Consider the following 25,972-nt stretch of genomic DNA (forward strand, 5'->3'; position numbering starts at 1 on the left):
TAATAAATTTACTACTAATAAGGCGCTAAGGCTTTTAACTAGAACAGCTTTCGCATGCATTATCATATTCAGAAGAAGTAGAACGAACGTAGTACGTTGATTTCATTCCACTGTTCCATGCAGTCATGTGTATATCAAGTAAATCTTTCGCTTTAATCGTGTTATGAACGTACAGGTTAAAACTGATAGCCTGATCGATATGACGCTGACGAGCTGCGTTATGTCGAATACTTTCTTTTTGCGATAAGTGGAATCGCGTTTTCTTATAGTATTCATAGGTTGATGGCGTTAATCCTGGAGCCGTTACCTTGAACTTAAAGTTTTTCTTTTCTTCGTAAAATTCAATTTCATATAACGGGTCGATTCCATCAGTTGAATTTCCGATTTTAGCGGTCGATGAATTCGGTGCAATCGCCATCAGGTAACCGTTTCGGACGCCGTGTTTTTGCACTTGTTCTTTTAATGTTGTCCAAGCTTCGTCTTGGTAATTTCTAAGTTCGAAGTAGTTGCCTGTATTCCAATCAGAGCCTTCATAATATGGATAAGCACCTTTTTCTTGTGCCAGCTCACTTGATGCTTTGATTGTTAGAAAAGCAATTTTCTCATAAAGAGTGTCAGCTAGCTCAACTGCTTCGTCTGACTCCCAGTACACATTTTTCGTAGCAAGCAGGTGATGCCAGCCAAATGTTCCTAAACCAATCGCACGGTATCGTTTATTTGAGATTTCCGCTTGCTTGACAGGAAGATTATTCACGTCAATTACATTATCAAGCATCCGTACTTGAATCGGGATAAGCCGGTCTAATACTTCATCACCAACAGCGCGAGGCAGGTTGATGGAAGAAAGGTTACATACAACGAAATCACCACTCTTACGAATCATGACAACATCGCCATCTTCTGTTTCGTATTCTTCTGTAATTGAAGAAGGACTTAAGTTTTGCGCAATTTCTGTACATAGGTTCGAACAATAAATCATCCCTTTATGTTTGTTCGGGTTTTTGCGGTTCACTTCATCCCGATAAAACATGTAAGGCACGCCTTCTTCTAACTGAGAAATCATAATACTTTTCATAATTTCAATGGCGTTGATTTTTTCAAACGCATAGCTTGGAAGAACACCGTTTTTGGCTGCCTCTACTGCAAGTGCGTAATGTTCACGGAAGCTACCTTCCCCTTTTTTCTCATCATAGAAATCTTCAAGTGAGAACCCAAGTGTTTGCTTGACTGTATGAGGATCAAATAAATACCATTCTTTGCGATTCTCTACAGCTTCCATAAAAAGATCAGGAATACAAACGCCAGTAAAAATATCATGTGCTTTCAGACGGTCGTCGCCATTTTGTGTTTTTAAATCAAGGAAGCTCATAATATCTTTATGCCATGCATCAAGATAGATCGCAATTGCACCTTTTCTCTGTCCGAGTTGATCGACACTTACTGCTGTTTGGTTAAATAGACGAATCCATGGTGTTGTACCTGAGCTGTTGCCTGAGAAGCCACGAATGTCCGAACCGAGTGAACGGATTTTACCGACATAAAGTCCAACGCCGCCGCCAAATTTAGAAACTTTTGCAGCATCGTAGTTTGATAGATAAATGCCATCAATCGAGTCTTCAATAGCGTCAATAAAGCAAGAGCTTAGTTGTCCATGTGTTTTCCCTGCGTTCGAAAGAGTAGGCGTCGCAACGGTCATGTAGAGGTTTGACATGGCCCAATATGCTTCCTTGACGAATTGAAGTCGATATTCTTTCGGTTCAAGACGCATGATTTCCATTGCAATGATCATAAACCGTTCTTGGGGCAACTCATAAACAGCGTTGTTCGTTGGGCGTGCAAGATATCGATCGTTTAACAAATAGAGACCAATATACGAGAAGAGCTTGTCTTTTTCAGGATCAATGGTTGAGCCCAATTCGTCAATCTCTTCTTTAGTATAAGCATCAAGCAATTCAGCTTTATAAACGGGGTAGCGTTGCCCATCTTGTACGCTGGACATTAAGTGAATCAATTCATAAAGGGAGCCATATTTTATCCCTTCATAGCCTCGATTAGCCTGTGCTTCACGATACATGGAGTTCAATAACTCAGCCGCTGCCACGAACGTCCAGTCTGGAGCGTCAATGTCGACACTTTCAAGAGCCATTTGGATCAGTTTCTTGGAAGTTTGCTCTTCTGTCGGACCATCTTGGCGATCAAGCCACTTCATAAAGCGTTTTTTATATTTGTCCATGTCCAATTTGTCTTCGAATTCTTTGGATAGGTGGTTTAAATGTAGTGAGTTTGCATTTTCTGTTAAATTTTCCACATCAGGAAAGGCGAAAGAATTATTAATTGGTAGGTTCATAGTAAGTTCCTCCTTAAATACAATCAAAAAAACGTAGCATTTTTTGTGAAAAGCCGATTCGTAATAGTCACACATGGTGAGTGAATCAAAACATCTCGCAACATAAAAACTGTTTGTTTGCAGACAATCTTTTCATTCACTCACATAAGTTAGAGATTCACTATATCTAGTTAGGTGAATTTGTAGGATTATGTCGACCCTACTGTTCATATCGGCAAAGCACGGTTTTAGCATCTAAAGCTCAATTTCTATATATAGATATATTTCTGGTTTTCAACATCTATATATTGTGATTCGCTCCTTATTATCCTAATGGATAAATAAAAATAAATCAAATCTTGATTTTTATAAAAAGTATAGTTTCTGCTGAAAAAATTGTGGAATAAGTGCCTGAATTGCTTATTCTATCAAATGGTTGCTAGACTGAGCAAGGATGAAGAAGGTTTAAAAAAATTAATTTTGATGCATGATTGATTAGGTAGCATGGAGTATCATCTATTTTCAGTAATTTGCGTAGGAGCTAATTAATAAACTTGCAAGTTTGAAATGTGTTTTGCAAAGAACTTTATGTTAAAATAGAAGAATTGAAACAATTTTATTTTAAAGGGGTAATAACGTGGAAAAAGTACTTGTTTTCGGACATAAAAATCCAGATACGGATACAATTTGTTCAGCAATTGCGTATGCCGATTTGAAAAGACAATTAGGAATGAATGCAGAGGCAGTTCGTCTAGGCGAAGTGAACGGTGAAACACAATATGCACTTGATACATTTAAATTCGAAGCACCACGCTTGATTACAGCAGCGAAAGGAGAAGCTTCTGATGTGATATTGGTAGATCATAATGAGCGTCAGCAAAGTGTAGATGACATTGATCAGGTTCGAGTCATTGAAGTCATTGATCATCACCGAATTTCGAATTTCGAAACGAGCGATCCGTTATACTATCGCGCTGAGCCAGTTGGTTGTACGGCAACGATCTTAAATAAAATCTATAAAGAAAATAATCTTGAAGTACCAAAAGAAGTTGCAGGGCTGATGCTTTCTGCGATTATTTCTGATTCATTATTGTTTAAATCACCAACATGCACAGAGCAAGATGTTGCGGCTGCCATGGAATTAGCAGAAATTGCTGGGGTTAATGCGGAAACATATGGTCTTGAAATGCTTAAAGCAGGAGCAGACCTTAGTGACAAAACGATTTCTCAACTCATCACGCTAGATGCTAAAGAATTCACAATGGGGGATGCTAAGGTTGAAATCGCCCAAGTAAACGCAGTCGATGTGAATGAAGTGTTAGCACTCCAAGCAGAATTGGAAGCAGCAATTGAGGCCGTAATCGCAGACAAAGGACTAGACTTGTTCCTATTTGTCGTAACTGATATTTTGACAAATGATTCTGTCGGACTTGCACTAGGTAAACAAACTCAAGCTGTGGAACGTGCGTATAATGTCACATTGAATAATAAAATTGCTGTTCTTCACGGTGTTGTATCGCGTAAGAAACAAATCGTGCCTGTGTTAACAGACATTTTCACGAAGTAATAAATGTAAAAGAGGTTGTCCCATGAGGGTCTGACCTCGCACTCTAAAACAGTATGTAGTGTTTCAGACACTAATCTTGTACTGTATTTAGTTGTTGCGGGGTCTGACCCTTTGCTTTTTTTGTATGAAGGACATGGGTACTTAGTCTGCGCAACTTACTAATATAGTCAAACCATTTATCAGGGATACTTATTTTATTTAGAAAGGAACCAAAATTCCGGCTCCGCACCGCCACCATTGTGATGAGGCGGGTGTAGCGTGCTACAGGATTAATTCTTTATGGTAAATGGTGGCGTTCTAACGCCATACAGATTTGTATAGATTAATTTACTGTCTCAACTTTATATGCAGCTAGTTTTTTGAGCAGTTGTGAGCTTTCTGTATCAAGACCTTTAAGTTGGACCGTTTTACTGTGTGCTCGATATTTCAAGATAATCTTATCCACGGCACCTACAGCAGAATCGTCCCAGACTTTCGAGCCACTAAAATCAATAACAACACGATCAGTTGTTTCCAGCAGGTCAAACTGTTTCACAAAGTCTTGTACGGACGCAAAGAACAGAGGACCTCGTACGTAGTATAAAGTCTCTTTGCTGGTTTCAACTACTGTCTTTTCAACTCGCACTTTAGAAGCTTTAGCCGAAAAGAAAATCATGCTTAAGATTACGCCGGCAAATACACCTTTTGAAAGATCATTTGTGTAAAGAACAACGATTACTGTTACTAGCATGACCAATGTGTCGGTGATCGGAACCAGATGCAGTTTTTTCAGTGATGACCAATCAAATGTACCAATTGAAACTATAATCATCACGCCAACAAGGGCTGCCATCGGAATTTTCACAAGAACATCATTTAATAGAACAATTAATATTAATAGAAAACCACCAGCAACAAAGGTAGAAAGTCGACCGCGACCGCCGGATCTAATATTAATACCTGATTGACCAATCATGGCACAACCAGCCATGCCACCGAAAAAACCCGCAACGATATTTGCGATACCCTGGCCCCGTGCTTCTGTGTTCTTATTACTTTCTGTGTCCGTTAAATCATCTACAATTTGAGCGGTTAATAAACTCTCTAGTAGTCCTACAAATGCTAATGCAAGTGAATAAGGAAGAATAATCATGAATGTTTCCATCGTAAATGGAACGTCAGGAAGGAAGAACGTAGGTAACGCTTGTGTAAGTTCCCCCATATCACCGACTGTCCGCACAGAAGCTCCTGTCGTGACAGCGATAATGGTCATGACAACAATCGCAATAAGCGGGGATGGAATGACTTTAGTAACATAAGGAAATAAATAAATAATCGCAAGTGCACCTGCGGTCATCACGTACATGACCCATGATTCACCGACAAAGTGAGTCAATTGTGCAGAGAAAATTAAGATCGCCAGTGAATTGACGAAGCCAACCATAACAGGTCTTGGGATAAATTTCATTAGTTTGCCAATTTTAAATACGCCAAGGAAAATTTGGATGATTCCAGTTAAAATGGTCGCGGCTAATAAAAACTGCAAGCCATGATCTTTAACCAAATCAACCATGACAAGTGCCATTGCTCCAGTCGCGGCTGAAATCATCCCAGGGCGACCACCTACAAAGGCAATGACAATTGCAATGCAAAATGAGGCGTACAAACCAACCATCGGATCAACGCCTGCAATAATTGAAAATGCAATCGCTTCAGGAATTAAGGCTAATGCAACAACAATGCCCGATAGGATATCGCCACGTGTATTGCCAAACCATTCTTGTTTTAATCTAGCGGTATTCAAGTAAACACTCCTTTATCTAAAAAATATTCATGAGCATCTGATCCTAACTAAATTGATGAAAAAGGTTCAGGTTCTCAAATTGCATCACCTAATGAAGGTGGCGGTGCGAAGCTCCGCACCTTTTTTCCACAGAAAATGACTTGATTAAATAGGAAACGTGTGGAAATGCAACGGAATTGATTATAACATGCGTCTTTGGCAATGAATAGAGTATATAGCTACCTAATTAAAGACAGGTGGTTGCCTCAAAACCAAAGAGAAAGCGTGATCATCTGAAGGGTGTAGCTCTACAATGGATCTAGTTTGCCCATTCCGCAATATTTACTAGAGAGAAAATAGGATTAGAGACAAGTGATGATGAATATCTTGGGAAATACAGCAGGAGTTTTCCTAATCGCTGCTGAACTGTTAAACATAGAAAGCGAGGGGGAGAGTCGATGGGGAAAATTTTATTAACATCAGCTGGTTTTTATACAGATGCAATTAGAAGTCGTTTTTTGCAATGTTTTGAAACTAAACCAGAGGATGCTAGGATATCAATAATAACGACAGCTTCAATTAATGAGAAATCGAATAATGAGTTTGCTTTAAAGATATTGCGTGATTTTCATGAAATGGGAATGAAGAATGTTCGTTTTGTAGATATTGAGTTTGAAGAACCTGAGACACTTCGGCAATCAGATGTCATTTATTTGAATGGCGGTAATCCATTTTATTTATTGCATCATCTCAAAAGGAGTGGGGCAGATACGGTTATTCGAGAGTTTGTCCAAAATGGTGGACTGCTGATAGGGGTAGGCACAGGTTCTATCGTTCTTGGCCCTGATATTAAGTTGATGCAACATTTCTCTCCAGAAATGGATTCGGTAGGCTTGGATGATTTAACAGGTTTAGCGCTAACGGATGTACGGGTTTTTCCACACTATGGGAACGAAACGTTGTATCCTGATAAACAAGGAAGAAGAGTTGAAGAGCGTTTACTGGAGTTTGAACGGGCGCATCGTTGTTATGTTAATCGTCTTAGAGATGATGGTGCAATTGTCATTTAATAGTTGACTATTGCTGAAACAAATGAGGAATGTAAATGTTATGTAAATTTGTTGAAAATCATGATCCTTCTATTATATGCTCTAATACATAGAAGCTAAGATTAGGAATACAGTTTTGGTTTAATAAAGGGAGGATAAATAATGAGTGTTCGTCAAGGGTTTGAAGAAGAGCTTTTTGCTCTTAAAAATTTGGTGCTTGAAATGGGGACAAGAGCAGCTAATGCATTACATGAATCTGTAGAGGCTTTAGTCGCGCAGGATATTGACCGAGCATTAAAAGTTATTGATAAAGATTATAAAATTAATCGAATTGATCAGGAAATAAACGAAAAGGTTATTTGGCTGATCGCTAAGCAACAACCTGTTGCATCAGATTTAAGGAGAATAATTTCAAGCATAAAGATTTCAACAGATTTAGAAAGAATAGGGGATTTGGCTGTAAATATTGCAAAATCAACCATTCGTATCGGCGAAAAGGAATTGTTTAAACCATTATATGATATTCCTTTGATGGCTGAGAAAGCAGCATCGATGTTAAATCAAGTCATGCTCGCTTACGATGTGCAAGATGAAGATAAGGCAAGAGAAACGGCAGAGCTCGATAATGAGATTGACGAAATGTATGGAAGACTTATCCTGGAATTATTAGAATATATTGCAAAAAATCCTGAAGTAACGTCTCAAGTTACCCAATTATCATTTGTTTGTCGCGATCTAGAAAGAGTCGGTGACCATGTAACAAATATTTCTGAAAATATTGTTTTTATGGTAAAAGGTCAGCTGTATGATTTAAACAGTTAAATCTTTATAAAAGTTTAGACAAATTAGTAAAGGGTACCATGTAAGGCGTGTGAATTGGCACACGTCTTTTTATATTGAAAAATTGAACATTGTGAGTAATCTTATAAAATGCTGTGGAAACGGGAAATAAGGGATTCTGTATTTGGCAGTTAACCAATGTATGTTTTGGCAGTATATTTATCGAATCTAAAGTATTAATTCTTTCCCAAAAGTCATTTGGTAGCATAAATTTAACTTTTTAAAACGCTCTTTTCGTATAGATTGTGGTTTTTTGACCATCCTCTTGGAAGATGTTAAATACATCACTCAGTAGGTTTTAATAATGAGTGATAATATCTGTTCGATTCAATAGATAGTGACCGAACAATAGGTGGCTTTTCTTAAAGACTAATTGAGCCAAAAGAATAATCAACAATCTTCAGCAATAGTACGCTTTAATGAAGTAGCTAAAGTCTAATTTCTCACTTATAACACCGAGAAATTAGGTTTTTTTTATTTGGATTTCCTTAACGTTGTAAATCCGCATTATCCTGATTCTACCCTTAAATAGCTTTTTACTTATTTTGATCTTTCCTCGATCCCCATTGTAATATTTATATATAAAAGTACCCTAATAAAGTAGGCTTTTTAAAATGTCTACTCTATAGAGGATAGATTTAATGAGCAGCCTAGCAATTAAGACTGTATATCGATCCTTCCTTTTTTTGATTGTTGAAGAAATTTACAAATGATCAAACTTTTTTATTAAAACGAAACTTCTGCTGGATAAGAATCCACTTTGATCAATCTTTTTCCAAGAGTCACATTTGCTTCATACATAAAACTATAAATGTTGTTGACAAAGTAGTTATATATACAATATTATAATGATGAAAATGATAATCGTTCTCAATTTAAATAATATCTGGAGGTTGAAATGCGTACATATTCAAAGACTATAATAATGTTAGTATCCATTTTCTGCTTAGTTTGTTTAGCAGCTTGCGGCAACAAAGAAGTTGGGACAACAGATACTAAGACAGAATCAAATCAATCATATACTGTGAAGCATGCTATGGGGGAAACAACGATTCCTGAAAAACCAAAGCGTATTGTCGTTTTAACAAATGAAGGGACAGAAGCACTTTTAGCTATGGGCGTAAAACCTGTAGGTGCTGTGAAATCGTGGCTTGGAGATCCGTGGTATGATCATATTAAAGATGACATGGGTGAAGTGGAAGTTGTAGGGACTGAGCTTGAAGTTAATTTAGAAAAAATCGCTGCTTTAAAGCCAGATTTAATTGTCGGAAATAAGGTTCGTCAGGAATCTATTTACGAGAAGTTAAGTGCAATTGCTCCAACTGTTTTTTCTGAAACTTTAACAGGAAAATGGAAAGAAAACTTTAGTCTATATTCAAAAGCAATCAATAGTGAAGATAAGGGAAATGAAGTATTACAGCAATTCGATAACCACGTTGCAGCTGTGAAAGACAAACTAGGTGATAAAGTAAACCAAGAAGTATCAGTTGTACGTTTCTTAGCGGGCACTTCTTATGTTTATTATACGGATTCATTCTCTGGAGTGCTTTTTGATCAGTTAGGATTTAAACGTGCAGAACAACAAAAAGAATTATTTAAAGCAAATAATAAGCTTGGAAATTTTTCTGTTGAAGCGGGTAAAGAACTGATTCCTAAAATGGATGGAGATATATTATTCTACTTTACTTATGCACCAGACGGTGATCAAAAAGCAATTGACACGGCTAAAGAGTGGACTAGCGAAGCTCTTTGGAAAAATCTGAATGCAGTAAAAAAGGGACATGCGTATGAGGTAAGTGACGCAGTATGGAATACAGCTGGCGGTGTAATTGCAGCTAACAAAATGTTAAATGAAATTGAAGAAATTATGACTAATGAGTAAGATTTCTAAAATTTTTTCGATTTAGAAGAAACCGGAAAGTATATTAATGCTTTCTGGTTTTACTCGTTTCTTTGCATGGTTACATCCAATAAATATAAGAGTAATGATGAGGAGGAAATGCTAATGAAATATACACCATTATCATTACCAATGATTCAAGTATATATACTTTCCATGTGTTTTTTTACAGCTAGCTCAGTGTTAACAGTCATTTTACCTTTACAGGCTTCCGATAGTGGTATGTTAGAAGGAGAAATCGGAATTATCATGGGAGTATATATGCTCGTATGTATGATTTTAAGACCATGGGCTGGACAACTTGTTGCTAGGTACAGTGTATTAACCATTATGAAATGGCTTTTACTAGGTCATGCAGTCACTTTGTTAATTTACATTACTTTTGGTATCGACAGTTTATATGTTGTACGTGTGTTACAAGGTATAGTAACAGCCTTTTTCTCAATGGCTATTCAAATAGGGATATCTGAAACACTACGAGATAAAGATCGTGGGCAAGGTATGTCTATGTATTCTCTCTCATCTGTTATGCCAAGCTTATATGGGCCAGCTTTAGCACTATTGCTTTGGTCACAAACAGATAAGATATATCTACAAGTATGTATTATTACTTTAGCAGTTTTACCACTATTATCTTTTATTCGTTCCCCTCTACCAAAAACAAAACAGCCAAACGTATCATTCACGTTACAGGACATGTTAAAAGAAATAAAGAAGGCAAAACATCATAAAGGATTGGTTATTGCTTCTATCACGATGTTAATAGGTGCATGTATATTCGGAGCAATTTCAACATTTTTACCGTTATATATGGTTAATGAAAATGTAGGAAATGCAGCACTTTATTTATTCTTTCAAGCTGTTATAGTTGTGGCTAGTCGCTTTATTTTACGAAAACACATTCCATCAGACGGAACATGGCATCCTAAATTTATCACTCTTGTTTTATTTTCATCTGTTGTGGGAACCACAATCCTTGCGTGTAGTTCTATAATCGGACCATATATATATGTTGCAGCTGTGTTTAATGGCTTAGCATCAGCTATGTTATATCCAACATTAACAACTTATATTTCATTTGCAGTACCAGAAGAGTCAAAACATATTCTATTAGGTGTTTTTCTTGCTTCATATGATCTGGGTTTTTCTCTAGGTAGTCTTGCTATGGGATTCATTGTTCAATTTGCTTCATTTTCAACCATGTTTGTGGCTTGTTCTATACTAGGTATCATTGTAATGGGATTAGTAGTTTTTCAACGAAACCAAAAAATTAATATCAAAGAGTGGTAAGTCCAATTCAATGGGTCTACTGCGCTTAGCATACGAAATTCGTGTTTTGTTTGAGCTATCCCTTTAATGCAAGTCGAATGAAACACTTCCTAACCGTGAAAGTGTGGATATTAAGGATGAAGCGCAGGTAAGTGTGGATTTACAACGATAAATATTTTGATTTAAGTCTTACGTGACATTACGAATCCTAATTTGGAGGGGATTAATAGTGTCTCAATAGGTGATATACGCTGGATAAAAATGAAGGATGGCAGATTCAGGCCATGAAAGAGATTTATACATAGATAAACAAAGAGGGAAAGATTCAACCGAGTCCAATATCAATGATAAAACGTATAATATAGAAAGAACTTATCAAAAATTAGCCACTGGCAACTCAAATGCTTTGGTATCAGTGCTAAAACAGACTTTTTGAAACATATTTACTTTTATATAATTCACCCTTCCAGAGTATTCAAAATGATATTGACAATCATATGTTTACTCTTTACAATTGAAAATGATTTTCAATATCATACAGGAGGCACCAATTTAATGTCCAAACGACGAACTAGCACTCAAATGTTACTTATATTTGCAATCGTTCTTATTTTATCAACGCTTTTACTTGGATGTACAAATGAATCAAAAGAAGATTCAGCGTCAAATAAAGAGAGTAAAAACATGCTTACTTTAGCTTGGCCTAGAGATATAGGCGAAATGAATCCACATGTTTATAATCCTTCTCAATTAATTGCTCAATCAATGGTTTATGAACCTCTAGTTAGCTACCAAGATGGAGGAGAGCTGAAACCACATTTAGCAGAATCTTGGAAAATTTCCGATGATGGGAAAGAATATACTTTCAATCTACGTCAAGATGTGAAATATTCTGACGGTACAAGTTTTAATGCTGAAAATGTGAAAAAGAACTTTGATGCTATATTGAAAAATGTTGATATACATAGTTGGTTAGGTTTTATACCGAAAGTGGATCAAACAGAAGTAATCGACAAATACACGTTTAAACTAACATTAAAGGAACCATATTACCCTACTATTCAGGAGTTAGCTGTCGTTCGTCCAGTTCGGTTCTTAGGTGATGCTGGATTTCCTGAAGATGGTGACACTTCAAAAGGTGTTACAAAACCAGTAGGTACAGGTCCATGGATTTTGGAAGAATATAAAGCAGATGAATATGCTATTTTCAAACGTAATGAAAATTATTGGGGTGAACTCCCTAAAGTAGAGAAAGTTAAAATCAAAATTATTCCAGATGCTGAAACACGAGTTCTTGCTTTTGAAAAAGGTGACCTAGACCTAATTTATGGTGAAGGTGTTATCAGTATAGATGCTTTCAAACAATTAGACTCAACAGGTTCCTATCAGACTAGTATTTCTGAAGCAGTTGCAACAAGACAATTAGTTATGAATACAAAGAAAGAACAGCTCTCAGATTTACGTGTTCGTCAAGCGCTACAGTATGGATTTAATAAACAAGCAATGGTAGAAGGCGTGACTTCTGGGTTGGAGGAGAAGGCGGATTATATATTACCAACAAACTTCCCTTACACTTCAGCTGTTGATATAACCCCAATTGATTATAATATTGAAAAAGCAAAAGCTTTATTAGATGAAGCAGGATGGAAGTTGCCAAAAGGAAAAAACGTCCGTGAAAAAGACGGAAAACCCCTAGAAATTGAATTAATGTACAACTCTGCTGAATCGATTCAAAAAGCAATGGCTGAAACATTACAATCTGAGTGGGCAGCACTAGGCGTTAAATTAAATATCGTTGGAGTAGAGCTTACGGTTCAAATTCAAAGATTTAAAGGAAATGAATTTGATTTAAATTTCTTTAGTAACTATGGCGCACCATATGATCCACATACTTTTGTAAACATCGTTGGTTCAGAAGGATTTGGATTTAGTGAAGCCATTTCATCTTATCCGAACAGAGATAATTTGTTAAAACAAATTGCTGAGGTTCCTCGAACAACAGATGAAAAAGAACGTCAAGAACTTTACACCTCTATTTTAGAATCACTACAAGACCAAGGGGCAATTGCACCTATTTCTTATATTAAAAAAATAGCTGTCTATCAAAAAGACGTATCTAATTTTACTTTCCCTGCTAACCGGGATGAACACCCATTCACAGGAATTAGCATCGAGTAGTATACGACAGGAGGGTTTTCATGGGTATTTATATCTTGAAACGATTTATGGCCATTATTCCTATTTTCTTTTTGGCCAATCTTATAACGTTTGGAATGATTCAACTTTCACCGGTGGACCCAGCTGAGGCATATTTATCAGCTGCACATATCCAACCAACTGATGAGATGTTAGCTCAGAAAAGACATGATTTTGGCTTAGATCAACCTCTCCTTGTTCAATATGTAAACTCTATTATTAAGATATGCCATTTTGATTTTGGCATATCTTTTGTTTCGAATAAACCTGTTTGGGACGAGGTTACATATCGAATGCCAGCGACCATTCAGTTAACTTTAGGTAGTATTATATTAGCGATCCTGGTCAGTGTCCCACTTGGTTTTTTTGCAGGCATAAAGAAAAACAGTGCGGTCGACCATTTTAGTCGACTACTCTCTTTTTTCGGGGCATCGATACCCTCCTTTTGGCTTGGTTATTTATTGATTTTTTTCTTTTCTGTTAAACTCGATCTTTTCCCCGTAGAAGGAATCGGGACGTGGCAGCATCTAGTACTTCCTTCAGTTACTTTGGCATTGCCATTAATAGCTTTGTATACTCGACTATTACGTGCTAGCGTTCTTGAAAATTTACAGGAACCTTATGTCCTTTTTGCACGTACAAGAGGGATACATGAAAAAGTCATTATGGGAAAACATGTATTGAGAATTGCCATTTCTCCAATGATTACGGGTCTTGGGATGAATCTAGGAAAACTATTGACCGGAACAATTATTGTCGAAGCGGTCTTTTCATGGCCAGGGTTTGGTCGTTATTTTATTGAAGCTATTTTTAATCGGGATGTTCCAGTCATTCAATGCTATGTGATTTTAGCAGCAGGTCTATTCATTATTAGCAACTTGATTGTTGACCTTGTTCAAATGTATATTGACCCACGCATCTCCAGAAAAGGAGGGCAAAGTCAATGATAACAAGAATTCGTGTTATGTTGAGAAGCCAAAAAGCGATTACCGTTTGTTCATTCATATTATGTTTGCTTTTTATCATCACCATCTTAGCTCCTTGGATTGCACCAAATGATCCTAATGTTGTAAATTTAGCTAATAAACTTCAGCACTCTTCCTTTGAATATTTATTAGGGACCGATCATTTAGGAAGAGATATGTTATCACGAATCTTGTATGGTGCTCGTATATCGTTAGGTTTTGCCACATTAATCTTCATTTCATCTTTAGGCATTGGTTTGATTGTTGGAACCATTGCTGGTTATAAAGGTGGTTGGGTGGACCAGGTGCTTATGAGAATTTGTGATGGTGTAATGGCATTTCCAAATCTTCTGCTCATTCTAGGTCTTGTTGGAATATTGGGACCTGGCCTTAAACAAGTCATCATTGCATTGGTCCTTGTGCAATGGGTGTACTACGCGAGAATTTTCCGAGGAATGGTGCTAAGTCTAAAAGAACAAAACTACATTGCGGCAGCTAAAATAAGCGGTTCGTCTCAATGGAGGATATTAAGGAAACATATTGTTCCAAATGTCCTCCCACCGCTCGCGGTTATGGGTACATTAGAAATGGGTTGGGCCATTATGGATATATCAGCCATGTCGTTTCTAGGTTTAGGTGTGCAACCCCCTACACCAGAATGGGGGGCGATGATTCATGAAGGAAAATCGTATATTCGGACGAATCCAGAATTAATGCTATATCCAGGTTTGATGATTATGCTCGTTGTCGTCACCTTTAATTTATTAGGCGAGGCGCTTACAGAACGTTTTGGAGTCAAACGTCGTTAATAAAAAGGAATGAGAAGATTGAGAACAGAACAATCGAATATATTAAAAGTTAGCGATCTACATGTACAAGTAAAAACAAAAGATGGTGTCTCCACCCTCGTTCAGGACATTAATTTTGAACTGAAACAAGGGAAAGTACTAGGTATTGTAGGGGAAAGTGGCAGTGGTAAAACCGTTACAAGTATGTCCATCTTACAGCTTCTTGACCGGAAAACAGCGAGAATTGAAGGGAGCATTACTATACAAGGACGCGAATTGAATGGTTTAGACGATAAAGAAATGCGTGAAATTCGGGGAAAGGACATCGCCTTTATTATGCAAAATCCGATGAATGCATTTACGCCTGTTTTTACAATTGGCAATCAATTTGTCGAATCGATTAGGTCTCATACCTCATTGAATAAAAAACAAGCAAAGGAGCTTGCCATCGATGCGATGCAAAATGTAAACCTACCCAATCCCGCAAAATTATTAAAAAGCTATCCATTTCAATTGAGTGGGGGTATGCTTCAACGCGTGATGATTGCTATGGCCGCATGTTTACATCCGTCCGTTATTATTGCTGATGAGCCAACAACTGCACTCGACGTTCATAACCAATTACTAGTACTTCGCCACTTGGATAAAATTCGTTCTGAATTTGGAACATCCATTTTACTCATTTCTCACGATCTTGGAGTCATTTCTGAAATGGCAGATGATGTTGTTGTAATGCAACATGGCAGAATTGTAGAATCTGCAAATGTGTTTGAACTATTTGATAATCCGCAGCATGAGTATACCAAGCAACTGCTGAATGCCCGTCCTATCTTACAGCTTGAAGAACCTATCACCCATATGTTGTGATATATAGATTGCATTCTTTTGAGGGGTGAACAAATGAGTTTATTACAAATAAAAGAAGTATCTCATGGCTATAATTCTAATACGTTTTTTAAATGGAAAGACCGTTCTAGAAAAGTACTCACTAACATTTCCCTCACTATTGACGAAGGAACATGTTTAGGACTACTTGGCACGAGTGGAGCTGGAAAAAGCACCTTAGGAAAAGTGATTCTTGGCTTAGAACGTCCACAGCAAGGACAGGTTTTGTTTCAAGGGCATGATATTTATACTGCTGATAAGCTTATTCGACAAAAAATACGCCGTGATTTGCAAGTTGTCTTTCAGGATTCGTATTCATCGGTCAATCCACGAATGACAGCGGAGAGTATTATAGGTGAGCCATTAGAAAACTATGAAAAATTAACTATAGCCGAACAAAGAAGAACCGTTATTGAGTTATTGGAAAGAGTAGGCCTAAGTGAAAAGGATTTAAAAAAATACCCACACCAATTTAGCGGTGGACAACTGCAAAGAATCAATATTGCTAGAGCAATCTCTCTTAAGCCAAAACTAATCGTCTTAGACGAGTCAGTAAGTAGTTTAGATATGGTTAATCAAACACTAATTTTAGAATTATTAAGCGAGTTAAAAAAAGACTTCAGTTTATCTTATCTTTTTATAACACATGATATTAAGGCAGCCTATACAATCGCTGATACTATTGGTGTACTAGAAAAAGGAGAATTAATCGAGTTTTACGATTCTAAAAATCAGTTTTTTTCGTCAGAACATCCTGTTGTTAAACAGATGAGAGGTTCTATCCTTGCTGAGCATCCACGTTTTCGTTCTCTTCCAACAAGGATTAGTAAGACCTAGTATAACTTAAAAATAGAACCGAATAGTGTGGATGAAGAATTTTCTCGTGAGCTAGGTGAAAGTGGGAAAATAAGAGCTACAAGACCTAAATGAAACTTTTAGAAAAGTGAAAGATACAGATTAATTACATTCCTCTTTAGATTTTAATAAAACAGATAGATTATGTTCATAATAAGTGTTGATAAATACGAATAAAAATTCTCTCCATATAAGTAGGAGAGAATTTTGTTTTTTCTAACTTGTTTTCCTATCCAAAAACCAATAGCCCGATGGAACTTTTCATCTGTTTTGACTTATCTCAGTAATATGAATTCTATTTTATCCAAAGTACTTCTACGGGGCATATTAAAAGAAATGTAAATAAAGCCTTTAGAGTAGTACTGCTAATCTATTAGGTTCACAGGTGTTTATTATTACTGAAGATGACTTTATAAAGATAAACACGGTGGTTTTCTTGATGAAAAAAATATACTGCCATTTCATACATAAATTAAGTGGCAAATACACCTATTCCTAATGTAAGTGGTTTGTTTTCTTTTAGATAATATGGAAACAAAGTAATAGTTGAAAAGTAGACTTAGATTACGTATTTTAGATTCAAAGTAGGGAAAAGAGGTTTCCATTATAAAAAGATTATTAAAAATTGGAGCAGCGCTTTTAGTAGTTATCCTTCTTCCTCGACTTTATCTGAATTTCCCTTATTGACTTTAAATCTTTTCAGCTCTATTTTACATGATATGCTGCACCCAATCTTTTTTATTAGATCTCACAATTAATGTTTTCATAATAATGTGAAAATGATAGAATTATAATGCAAAAAGAAATGAATGATTGTTTTACGATATTTCCCAATGATAGAAATGCAGGGATTTTACTCCTGACAAAAAATTAAGTTATACAGCTAGAAAAATGTTGAAAGCTGTCAGATTTCATCTAAATTCAATATGAACGCGGTACTAATAATACTTTGAACAAATTACTAACGCTGAATAAATGGCAAGTTACTTGACAGCAAAGAGTGTACGAATATCCTGGAGAAGAAAAAAATGACTATCAGAATCATGTGAATGAAAAATACATATGGATGAATGGGACAAATAAATGAATCGTAATGGAGGATGTTCAATGAAGATACGCGAGTTTACATTAGGGGACTATGTAGAGGTAGCAAATGTTTGGGAACAGGCAGGAATTACAGTATCAGCTTCAGATTCACTCAAAGGGATTGTACATAAAGTAGGAAGAGATTCAGAGTTGTTTTTAGTTGCAGAAGAAAACGAGAAAATCGTAGGGTCTGTGATGGGCTCGTATGATGGACGCCGGGGCTGGATCAATCATTTAGCTGTTCATCCTGATTATCAAGGAAAACGAGTGGGTAAATTGATTATGGAAGAATTAGAACAGAGGTTAAAAAGAATTGGTTGTAAAAAAATCAATCTCTTGATTGAATACGATAATTCAAAAGTAATTGGCTTCTATGAAAATCTCGGGTATAACACAGATGAATTGGTGTTTATGGAAAAATGGATTAAGTAAGGACTTGTACAATTAGAAAAATATCAATGAAGGTGTCCAATTTCGTTACGGGACATCTTTATTTGTTGTTTTTTCGTTTACGCTTTATTAAAAAATAGGTTTGGATAATAAAGTGGGGAAGGGCATCTTTAACTTTATTCTAAAATAGAAAAGAAGGTGAAAAGAATTTTGGGATTGAATCCAACTTTAATAGGCCTTATGATAAAATGAGCCTTTTGTTTAGCGCACCTAGAAATGAGGATTAAGAATGACTAAAGTGAAAGAAATCGTACCAGGTTTAGTTTTATGTCTCGTAATCGCTTGTTTCTCCATCTTAATCGCAAATACATTTGCTTTATTTGGAGCAGGAACATTTGCAATTATTGCCGGGATTATTGTCGGCAATATTGGTACTGGTAAGATGAAGCGGTTCAATGCAGGAACGAAATATTCAGAATCTAAATTGCTTTATTATGCAATTATCTTATTAGGCGGTTCTATCAGTTTACATTCAATTGTAGAAATTGGTTTTTCTGGAGTGACTTTTATCCTGTTACAAATGGCAATAACGCTGATGGCTGCGCTTTGGATTGGAAAAAAGTTAGCACTTCCAGAAAACTTTCGGCTATTAATGGCGAGCGGAAATGCTGTTTGTGGATCTTCAGCGATTGCTGCGACAGCCCCCGCTATTCAAGCTGCGGAAAAGGAAAAATCACTTGCCATAACTGTTGTCAATTTAACCGGCACTGTCCTCATGTTTGTTTTGCCTCTTGTAACAACACTGCTATATAAACAAGAGATGCAACCATCGTCAGCAATGATTGGAGGAGTGCTTCAGTCAGTTGGACAAGTTGTGGCAAGTGGAAGTATGGTAAGTGAAGTCGTAAAGGAAGAAGCTACGGTTTATAAAATGGTCAGGATCTTATTGCTTGGTGTTGTCATTTATGTGTTGATGAGATATAGCAAGAAAGCCCCTGTTGAGAAGAGTAAAAAGGAGAAGAGTAAAAAAATAAAATTGCCAATCCCTTGGTATATTTCAGGATTTTTGCTACTATGTGCATTACATAGCCTATTTGCCTTCCCGACCCTACTGCAGGAAGTAATACAAAATACCGGGACTTTTTTTGAAGTAGTTGCTCTTGCGGGAATCGGATTGAGAATTCAAATGAGAGATTTAGTTGAACAAGGTGGGAAGGTCGCCATCTATATTGGGTTATTGTCAGTTGTCCAAATACTAGCGGCTGCGCTTCTGATTGCATGGCTTATTCTCTAAAAGTGAAGGAAACTTGATTTAAGATTGCCAATCAGATAGAAATCTTCTTTTCTTACTTGTTAGTTCGATTAAATGGAGAGTATAAAGTAAAAATGAGGAAAGGATCTGATCCTTTCCTCATTTTTCATCTTATGAAACGACTTCAGTAGAAGGCTGTGCTTTTCCTTGTTTATGCACATTTACATGCTGTGGAAACTCTTTCACTTCATTGGTCATTTTTACTGTTTTGTAGATTTCTATATAACGGATATGATGGTCTTCCATATCTTTTATTTTGAAGCAATACTCTTCATGTTCGATGATATCGCCTTGCTTAGCCTCGTAATTCTCTGATAAGATCCAGCCGCCGATTGTATCCATATCGTCATCGATGATTTCAAGCCCTATCAAATCATTTACTTCGCTGATTAACACTTTACCATCAAGAATATAATGATCTTCCTTCATTTTCTGAATCTCAGGAATTTCGTCAAGATCAAACTCATCGCGAATATCGCCTACGATTTCTTCTAGGATATCTTCAACTGTCACTAATCCGGAAGTTCCGCCGTATTCATCCATTAAAATAGACATATGAACACGTTCTTTTTGCATCTTTACTAGTAAATCATGAATTGGAATTGTATCGATCACTCGAATAATTGGACGAACGTAACGTTCAATTGTTTGGGTGGATTGTGTTTTATTTGCAATCATTTCGGTGAACAGTTCCTTAATATTAACCATCCCAATGACATGGTCTTTATCGCCGTCAATCACAGGATAGCGAGTATATTTTTCTTTTGACATCACGCTGAAAAATTCTTCTATCGTATCATTAATCGATAGGGTCGCAATCTCAGTACGAGGTACCATAATTTCTTTGGCAATCCGATCGTCAAATTCAAAAATGTTATTCACATATTTAAACTCTGATTGGTTAATTTCACCATTTTTATAGCTTTCAGACACGATTATACGAAGTTCTTCTTCTGTATGGGCCAATTCATTTTCTGAAACAGGCTCAATTCCAAACAATTTCACGAGCAACCTAGCTGAACCATTTAAAATCCAAATAAATGGATACATGATTTTATTAAATAAAATCAATGGTCTAGCTACGAGCAAGGTTATTTGCTCAGCTTTTTGAATGGCTACAGTTTTCGGTGCCAATTCGCCAACTACCACATGAATAAAGGTAATAAAAGCGAAAGCAATGGCAAACGATATGAAATGTGTAACAGAAGTTGGCATGTCATATTGCGTCAATAAAGGTTTAAGCAGCTCTACAATCGTCGGTTCGCCGAGCCACCCAAGTCCGAGAGCTGTGACAGTAATTCCAAGCTGACAGGTTGAAAGGTATTCATCTAGATTGGAAATAACATGCTTAGCTGGGACTGAATTGATTCTACCTTCATCGACCAACTGATCAATTCTTGAACTTCTCACTTTCACAATCGCAAACTCCGAGGCTACAAAAAATGCCGTCAAAGCAATTAAAATGGCTATGAAAACCAAGTTTATTATGTCCAAATAGTCTCCCTTAACTCGTCGTGAAGACGAATAAGGAGTCCACCTCCTAAGATATTAAAGAATAAGTTGTTTGGTAAATTCGTATAGTTTTTGCACCGTTGAAATTAAGCGCAGTGACCAGTGGCATACGGACGGGAAATCACTTCGACCTGTCTTGCGATAAGAATAATATTTCTACCAGCATTTTGGTCAAGGAAAAATTGTGTGTTTATTCGTCCATTCATTAATACCCCATCTAATCACCCCAGCTTCAAAATTAAGTAAATACGTTCATTATAGAAAAGGAAAGCCATATCGTCAAACTATAAAAATGACCTAATATCGCTATAATTTTAACTATATGGCTCATTATGAACATATATTAGCCTTTTTCAAAAGATCTCATAAATGTTTGGATTGGTAAGTTTGAATCTTCTTCTTGGAAAAAATACGTATGATTTCATGTTTACTGGGCAATTATGACTAAAGGTGTGATAAATAATAGAAGGTGAGAAAAGATGAGTAAAAAAATAATAATAGGGGTATTATTAAGCATGATGCTTGTAGCTTGCCAAGCAAAAGCTCAACCTGAAGGAGAAGAAGTCAGTAGTCAACTGATTCCTTTGACCGCTGTGATTAAAATAGAAGGGGCAAAGGAAAGTGGTACAGAAGTGAAACTGGTTGCTTCGGTCATGCAAGGATCGAAGGCGGTAGAAGAAGCTGACGATGTGGTCTTTGAGGTTCGTAAAGCGGGACAAGACGAGAGAAAAATGCTACCTGTCGAACATATGGCTAAAGGGGATTACAGTAGCAGCTATACATTTGAAGAAGCGGGAAAATACTACGTTGTTGTTCATGTAACTGCGAACGGTCTGCATGTTATGCCAGAGAAAGTGATTGAAATTGCAAGTGAATAATTAGAATCATATGGATATAATCGATTTAAGTAGTATTATTGGGTGTTACAAAAAATGGAAAAATAAATGAGGTGAATTCAGGTTAATGAATCATTGTATCCAGAAATTAAGAAGTAAAGGGATCAATATTGCAAAAACGAAGTCACGTCATGATATTTTCTCGAATTTATACCAAGTAGATCCAAGCTTATTAGTTGTCGGTATCCAGCAAGTTCAACCACCACAGATAAAGCAGTAAAAGACCATTGTATAAATCAATAACTGAGGTTGTCCCGTAACGAACGGGTTAGACTCCACATCTATTGTATATCGTTCATATTATGTATAGAGTGTGAGGTCTGACCCTTATTTTTGGGAAAGCCTCTTTTTTGCATTACTCAGCAAGAATAAAAGTAGAGCCAAGCTTATATACTATGTATAAAACAATGAAGACTAGGAGTTTACGATGTCAAATTTGATTATGAATATATTATTGTTCTTTCAAGAGATGGGTTACCTAGGCATTGCATTAGGCTTGATGATTGAGATTATTCCTAGTGAGCTTGTGCTGGGGTTTGGGGGCTATTTAATCGGCACTGGCGTAATTAACTTTTGGGGTGCACTGCTTGCTGGTGTTATTGGAGGGACGTTTGCTCAGTTGTTTTTGTATTGGGCAGGGTATTTTGGAGGTCGGCCATTTTTACTTAAGTACGGGAAATATATCTTCATTAAAGAAACGCAAATTGATGCTGCAGAACAATGGTTTGAGAAATATGGCGTGGGTGTCGTATTTACTGCGCGATTTATTCCAATTGTTCGCCATGCAATTTCGATTCCAGCAGGGATTGCCAAAATGTCATTCGTGAAATTTACTGCCTATACGATAGCTGCTATGATCCCATGGACAATCCTGTTTTTATTGCTAGGTAATATGCTTGGTGAGAATTGGTCACAGATCAAACATATTGCTCAGCCAATCCTTCTGCCAATTATTATCGTAGCAATAATAGGGGGCATTATCTATACGCTTTGGAAAAGAAAACAAGAACCGCCAATCATCATCGTATCCAAAAGAAAATAAAGTGCAACCAACCATCAGTGGTTTTTTTCATCCCCAATGCTGGTTAGTTGAACCGGGATAAAGCAGAAATCACAAAGGATCTGACCCCATATTACGTGTATGTAACACGAAAAAGGTGAGAAAACGGGGGATCCTTTGTGATATTTTTACAGGGACAAGCATATTGATCTTTCTTATCCGTCTTCGGAAAGAACTTGTTTATCCTCTATCGGAACTCTTTGAATTTCAATATAGCGAATCATATGATCTTCCATTTTATTTACTTTGAAGGTAAAAGATTCTGCTTCTAAACAATCGCCTGTTTGGATTTCGTAGTTCTGTGTTAGAACCCAACCGCCAATAGTATCAATGTCATCGTCTTCCAAGTGAATTCTCAGTGTATCATTGATTTCCGAAAGAAGGGTTTTACCGTCAACGATAAAATGCTCTTCCGCTATTTTGCGGATGGGAGGAATTTCATCCACATCGAATTCATCGCGAATTTCACCGACTATTTCCTCTAATATATCTTCAACGGTTACCAAGCCTGCTGTACCGCCATATTCGTCCATAAGTATCGCCATGTGAATCCGTTCTTTTTGCATTTTTATAAGTAAATCTTGAATCCGGGTATTCTCCATCACTCGGATAATAGGTCGTGTAAATGATTCTAGGGTAATGGCTTTCACTTTTTTACTTTTAGTAATATCAGAAAAAACTTCTTTAATATTCACCAGTCCAACAACATGATCCTTGTCATCTTCAACAATCGGATAGCGGGTAAACCTTAAGTCTTTCGCATGTTGGATAAAATCTTGTAGCGTATCATCTTTTGAAAAATTGACGATATCGGTACGAGGAACCATGACTTCTCTCGCGGTTCGGTTGTCAAAATTAAAGATATTATTCACATATTTATATTCGGATTGATTAATTTCTCCGCTATTGTAGCTATCGGATAATAACATTTTCAATTCTTCCTCTGAATGAGCAATATCACTTTCTGAGGATGGCTTTATGCCGATGATACTAGTAATAAAACCGGCTGAATGGTTTAGAACCCAAATAAATGGAAACATGATTTTATGGAACCAAATGAGAGGTTTCGATACTAGCAGACTTACTTGTTCTGCTTTTTGAATAGCAATTGTTTTCGGTGCCATTTCTCCAACGACAACATTTAAAAAAGTGACGATTGAGAATGCGATAAGAAAATTTAGAATTTGGCTGAATTGCGCTGGTATATGAAATATTTCAAGAATCGGTTTGAGAATATGCCGCATCGTTGGTTCTCCAAGCCAGCCTAAACCTAAGGCGGTAATGGTAATCCCAAGTTGAGTGGCAGATAAATATTCATCTAAATTAGATATGACCTGCTTGACTGCGGGTGCTTTCGGATGTTGCATCTCAATTAATTGATTAATTCTTGAACCACGAACACGGATAATAGAAAATTCTGATGCAACAAAAAAAGCGGTTAAAATAATCAGTATGATTACCAAGAGTATTTTTACTATGTCCAAACGCTAAGGAACGAAAAGAATTCGTATTAAGAAAGAGGGAAATAAAGTTTGCTAAAACGTCACATCTCACTAGATTGTACGAATTATTTCGTACCGGTCACCTCCCAATAAATTATGTAAAAATGAATATGTGATCTCTTTCATACTTACAGCTATAAATAAGTACTGATTAAAGGCCAATGACCCACGATATTTAGCCTATATATAGGTATTACCTAATTCACTTCACTCTATTTTATAAAAAAAATATCCATTCAGTCAAAATTAAACGGTCGATTTCTAACGAATGAAAATAAGATCAAAAAAAAAGCCACAATCATTTATTGATCCAGGCTGTAAAACACAAAAAAATAATGAGGAAAAGAACATCATGAAGTCAATAATCATCAATCATACACAAGGCATTCGAATCGTAAATGTTGTTAGTACATCATTGGAACTGCATGTTAAAGAACCTTGATTCTTTTCAATGATTTCTTTGCATACAAATAATCCAAGCCCTGTACCGCGTTCTTTGGTTGTAATGAATGGTTTGAAAATATCGCGAATCATATCCTCTTGAATTTTTTGACCGTTATTGGAAATGTTTATGGTCAGTTGCTTTGATCGTTCTTCTGTTGTAGAAATATCAATCATAGGATTCGCATTCTCAATGGATAATACATCTAAAGCATTTAAAATAATATTTAATAGAACTTGACGAAATTCTTCTTTTGAACCAGAAATTAAGATATTGTTCGCCAGATTCGTATTAATGTTGGCATTCACTTCAAGAATGCTTGGATAGAGGAATTCAATTACCTCTTGAATTAAGTGGCCAATATCAAATATATTTTTTTCTGATTCTTGTGTTTCCTTTTTTGAGATATCTAAAAACTGAGTGATCCTCGAATTTAGCTGTTGAAGTTCAGTTGAAATAATGTCTAAATATTTTATATCAGGTGTTTCCGCCTGAAGGAGTTGAACAAATCCCATAATAGAAGTAAGTGGATTTCTAAATTCATGAACAAAACTGGACGTCATTTTTCCGAGAAGGGTAAGTCTCTCTTTATGAGTTTGACTTAGAGTATCACAATGGTCCTTCACCGTTTCCGACTGTAATTTCGAATAGTAGGAAATTGAATCAAATAAAAATTGATCTATGCAAGAATTCATTAATTTTAAGATCGACTGACTTTCTACTGTAGACATGTTCTGTAGCAATAAATGATGTATAAGAATGGAACGTCCACTTGAAACATGATTAATAAAATCCACAATAGGTGTTCTGGCTTGTAATCGTTCGTCTGCTATGATATGTGCAAGCTGTTTTACTGAATCATCTGTATGAGCATCTTTGTGCATGAAAGATTGAATCAATAGCTCAATAAACTGTCCAAAATGCAATGGAATTTTATCGTAAAAAGGATCTTCTGGGGAATAAAAGATTTGTTCGTTCCATTCCTTGATTATTTTATTTTTATTAGTTATGAGAAAATCAATCGCTGATTCTTTAATGGATATCATTTGAACCTCCAATTGAAAAATCCGACATTGTATATGTATTTTCGCCAATAGATTAAAAAACCCTTTTTTTTGCCAGGCTGGTCATTAAATATTTTCCATGCATAGCTGAAATGACTGAAAATCAACTTCTTGGGATATCATAACCTGTTATTAAATAAATAGAAAGGCGAAAGGAGTCATAAAACAATATGGAACTTCGGTAAAAGATGGGTAAGAAAAGTATGCATCTATAGTAGTGCGTGTTCAAAAAGAGCCGAGAAGTTCGAGAAGCGCATCTTGAGAGGACCGGAGCGTATGCAGTAATACGTGAGGACCAGAGAGATA

20 protein-coding genes are annotated in these 25,972 nt (G+C 36.4%); 15 read left to right on the top strand and 5 right to left on the bottom strand.

Annotated features, from left to right (window positions below; all coding sequences use genetic code 11):
• Positions 1-34 precede the first annotated feature (34 nt).
• Positions 35-2,233, bottom strand: coding sequence for a ribonucleoside-diphosphate reductase subunit alpha (locus JNUCC23_RS05775; protein ID WP_454215997.1), 2,199 nt, complete (start codon positions 2,231-2,233; stop codon positions 35-37).
• A gap of 730 nt (positions 2,234-2,963) precedes the next feature.
• On the opposite strand from JNUCC23_RS05775, the gene JNUCC23_RS05780 reads away from it, so the two are divergent.
• Positions 2,964-3,893: a manganese-dependent inorganic pyrophosphatase gene (locus JNUCC23_RS05780; RefSeq protein ID WP_454214754.1), complete on the top strand. Its 930-nt coding sequence runs from the start codon at positions 2,964-2,966 to the stop codon at positions 3,891-3,893.
• Between the two features lie 322 nt (positions 3,894-4,215).
• On the opposite strand, the gene JNUCC23_RS05785 is transcribed toward JNUCC23_RS05780, so the two are convergent.
• Positions 4,216-5,676, bottom strand: a complete 1,461-nt coding sequence (locus JNUCC23_RS05785) for a SulP family inorganic anion transporter (protein WP_454214756.1) — start codon at positions 5,674-5,676, stop codon at positions 4,216-4,218.
• 437 nt (positions 5,677-6,113) lie between these two features.
• On the opposite strand from JNUCC23_RS05785, the gene JNUCC23_RS05790 reads away from it, so the two are divergent.
• From JNUCC23_RS05790 to JNUCC23_RS05840, 11 genes are all read left to right on the top strand, one after another.
• Positions 6,114-6,725: a Type 1 glutamine amidotransferase-like domain-containing protein gene (locus JNUCC23_RS05790; protein ID WP_062182541.1), complete on the top strand. Its 612-nt coding sequence runs from the start codon at positions 6,114-6,116 to the stop codon at positions 6,723-6,725.
• A gap of 141 nt (positions 6,726-6,866) precedes the next feature.
• On the top strand, positions 6,867-7,526 hold the full coding sequence (gene phoU, locus JNUCC23_RS05795) for a phosphate signaling complex protein PhoU (protein WP_172796852.1): 660 nt from the start codon (positions 6,867-6,869) through the stop codon (positions 7,524-7,526).
• 916 nt (positions 7,527-8,442) lie between these two features.
• Positions 8,443-9,426 (top strand): ABC transporter substrate-binding protein, encoded by a 984-nt coding sequence (locus JNUCC23_RS05800; RefSeq protein ID WP_454214759.1) that lies wholly within the window; start codon positions 8,443-8,445, stop codon positions 9,424-9,426.
• A 123-nt stretch (positions 9,427-9,549) separates the two neighbouring features.
• Entirely contained in the window at positions 9,550-10,734 is a 1,185-nt protein-coding gene (gene cntE, locus JNUCC23_RS05805; protein ID WP_454214761.1) for a staphylopine family metallophore export MFS transporter CntE, read from the top strand.
• Positions 10,735-11,268: 534 nt separating this feature from the next.
• A complete protein-coding gene (nikA, locus tag JNUCC23_RS05810; RefSeq protein WP_454214763.1) occupies positions 11,269-12,891 on the top strand; it encodes a nickel ABC transporter substrate-binding protein in 1,623 nt (540 codons plus the stop codon).
• Between the two features lie 20 nt (positions 12,892-12,911).
• Positions 12,912-13,856 carry a nickel ABC transporter permease subunit NikB gene (gene nikB, locus JNUCC23_RS05815; protein ID WP_403072395.1) on the top strand — a complete coding sequence of 315 codons (945 nt, stop codon included), beginning with the start codon at positions 12,912-12,914 and terminating at the stop codon, positions 13,854-13,856.
• Entirely contained in the window at positions 13,853-14,683 is an 831-nt protein-coding gene (nikC, locus tag JNUCC23_RS05820; protein WP_403072398.1) for a nickel ABC transporter permease subunit NikC, read from the top strand. The genes nikB and nikC overlap by 4 nt, the downstream gene beginning before the upstream one ends.
• An 18-nt stretch (positions 14,684-14,701) precedes the next feature.
• Positions 14,702-15,529: a nickel import ATP-binding protein NikD gene (nikD, locus tag JNUCC23_RS05825; RefSeq protein WP_403073961.1), complete on the top strand. Its 828-nt coding sequence runs from the start codon at positions 14,702-14,704 to the stop codon at positions 15,527-15,529.
• A gap of 33 nt (positions 15,530-15,562) precedes the next feature.
• Positions 15,563-16,384: a nickel import ATP-binding protein NikE gene (gene nikE, locus JNUCC23_RS05830; protein ID WP_454214766.1), complete on the top strand. Its 822-nt coding sequence runs from the start codon at positions 15,563-15,565 to the stop codon at positions 16,382-16,384.
• A 1,125-nt stretch (positions 16,385-17,509) separates the two neighbouring features.
• On the top strand, positions 17,510-17,920 hold the full coding sequence (locus JNUCC23_RS05835) for a GNAT family acetyltransferase (protein WP_062182535.1): 411 nt from the start codon (positions 17,510-17,512) through the stop codon (positions 17,918-17,920).
• 247 nt (positions 17,921-18,167) lie between these two features.
• A complete protein-coding gene (locus tag JNUCC23_RS05840; RefSeq protein WP_454214768.1) occupies positions 18,168-19,172 on the top strand; it encodes a YeiH family protein in 1,005 nt (334 codons plus the stop codon).
• Positions 19,173-19,301: 129 nt separating this feature from the next.
• Here the strand turns inward: JNUCC23_RS05840 and JNUCC23_RS05845 are convergent, their stop codons facing one another.
• Positions 19,302-20,684 (bottom strand): hemolysin family protein, encoded by a 1,383-nt coding sequence (locus JNUCC23_RS05845; RefSeq protein WP_403072408.1) that lies wholly within the window; start codon positions 20,682-20,684, stop codon positions 19,302-19,304.
• A gap of 497 nt (positions 20,685-21,181) precedes the next feature.
• Here JNUCC23_RS05845 and JNUCC23_RS05850 point away from each other — a divergent pair, with 497 nt between their 5' ends.
• The 3 genes from JNUCC23_RS05850 to JNUCC23_RS05860 all read left to right on the top strand — a co-directional run bounded on the left by JNUCC23_RS05850 (position 21,182) and on the right by JNUCC23_RS05860 (position 22,640).
• Entirely contained in the window at positions 21,182-21,580 is a 399-nt protein-coding gene (locus JNUCC23_RS05850) for a FixH family protein (RefSeq protein WP_403072411.1), read from the top strand.
• A gap of 85 nt (positions 21,581-21,665) precedes the next feature.
• A complete protein-coding gene (locus JNUCC23_RS05855) occupies positions 21,666-21,818 on the top strand; it encodes an Lmo0850 family protein (RefSeq protein WP_157279568.1) in 153 nt (50 codons plus the stop codon).
• Between the two features lie 207 nt (positions 21,819-22,025).
• Positions 22,026-22,640 carry a DedA family protein gene (locus tag JNUCC23_RS05860; RefSeq protein WP_454214771.1) on the top strand — a complete coding sequence of 205 codons (615 nt, stop codon included), beginning with the start codon at positions 22,026-22,028 and terminating at the stop codon, positions 22,638-22,640.
• Between the two features lie 173 nt (positions 22,641-22,813).
• Here JNUCC23_RS05860 and JNUCC23_RS05865 read toward each other — a convergent pair whose 3' ends face one another.
• Complete coding sequence (locus JNUCC23_RS05865; protein WP_253722582.1) at positions 22,814-24,127, bottom strand: hemolysin family protein; 1,314 nt, start codon at positions 24,125-24,127, stop codon at positions 22,814-22,816.
• Positions 24,128-24,532: 405 nt separating this feature from the next.
• A complete protein-coding gene (locus JNUCC23_RS05870; RefSeq protein ID WP_454214773.1) occupies positions 24,533-25,648 on the bottom strand; it encodes a histidine kinase N-terminal domain-containing protein in 1,116 nt (371 codons plus the stop codon).
• Between the last annotated feature and the right edge of the window lie 324 nt (positions 25,649-25,972).

It is taken from the genome of Peribacillus sp. JNUCC 23, from assembly GCF_053653995.1.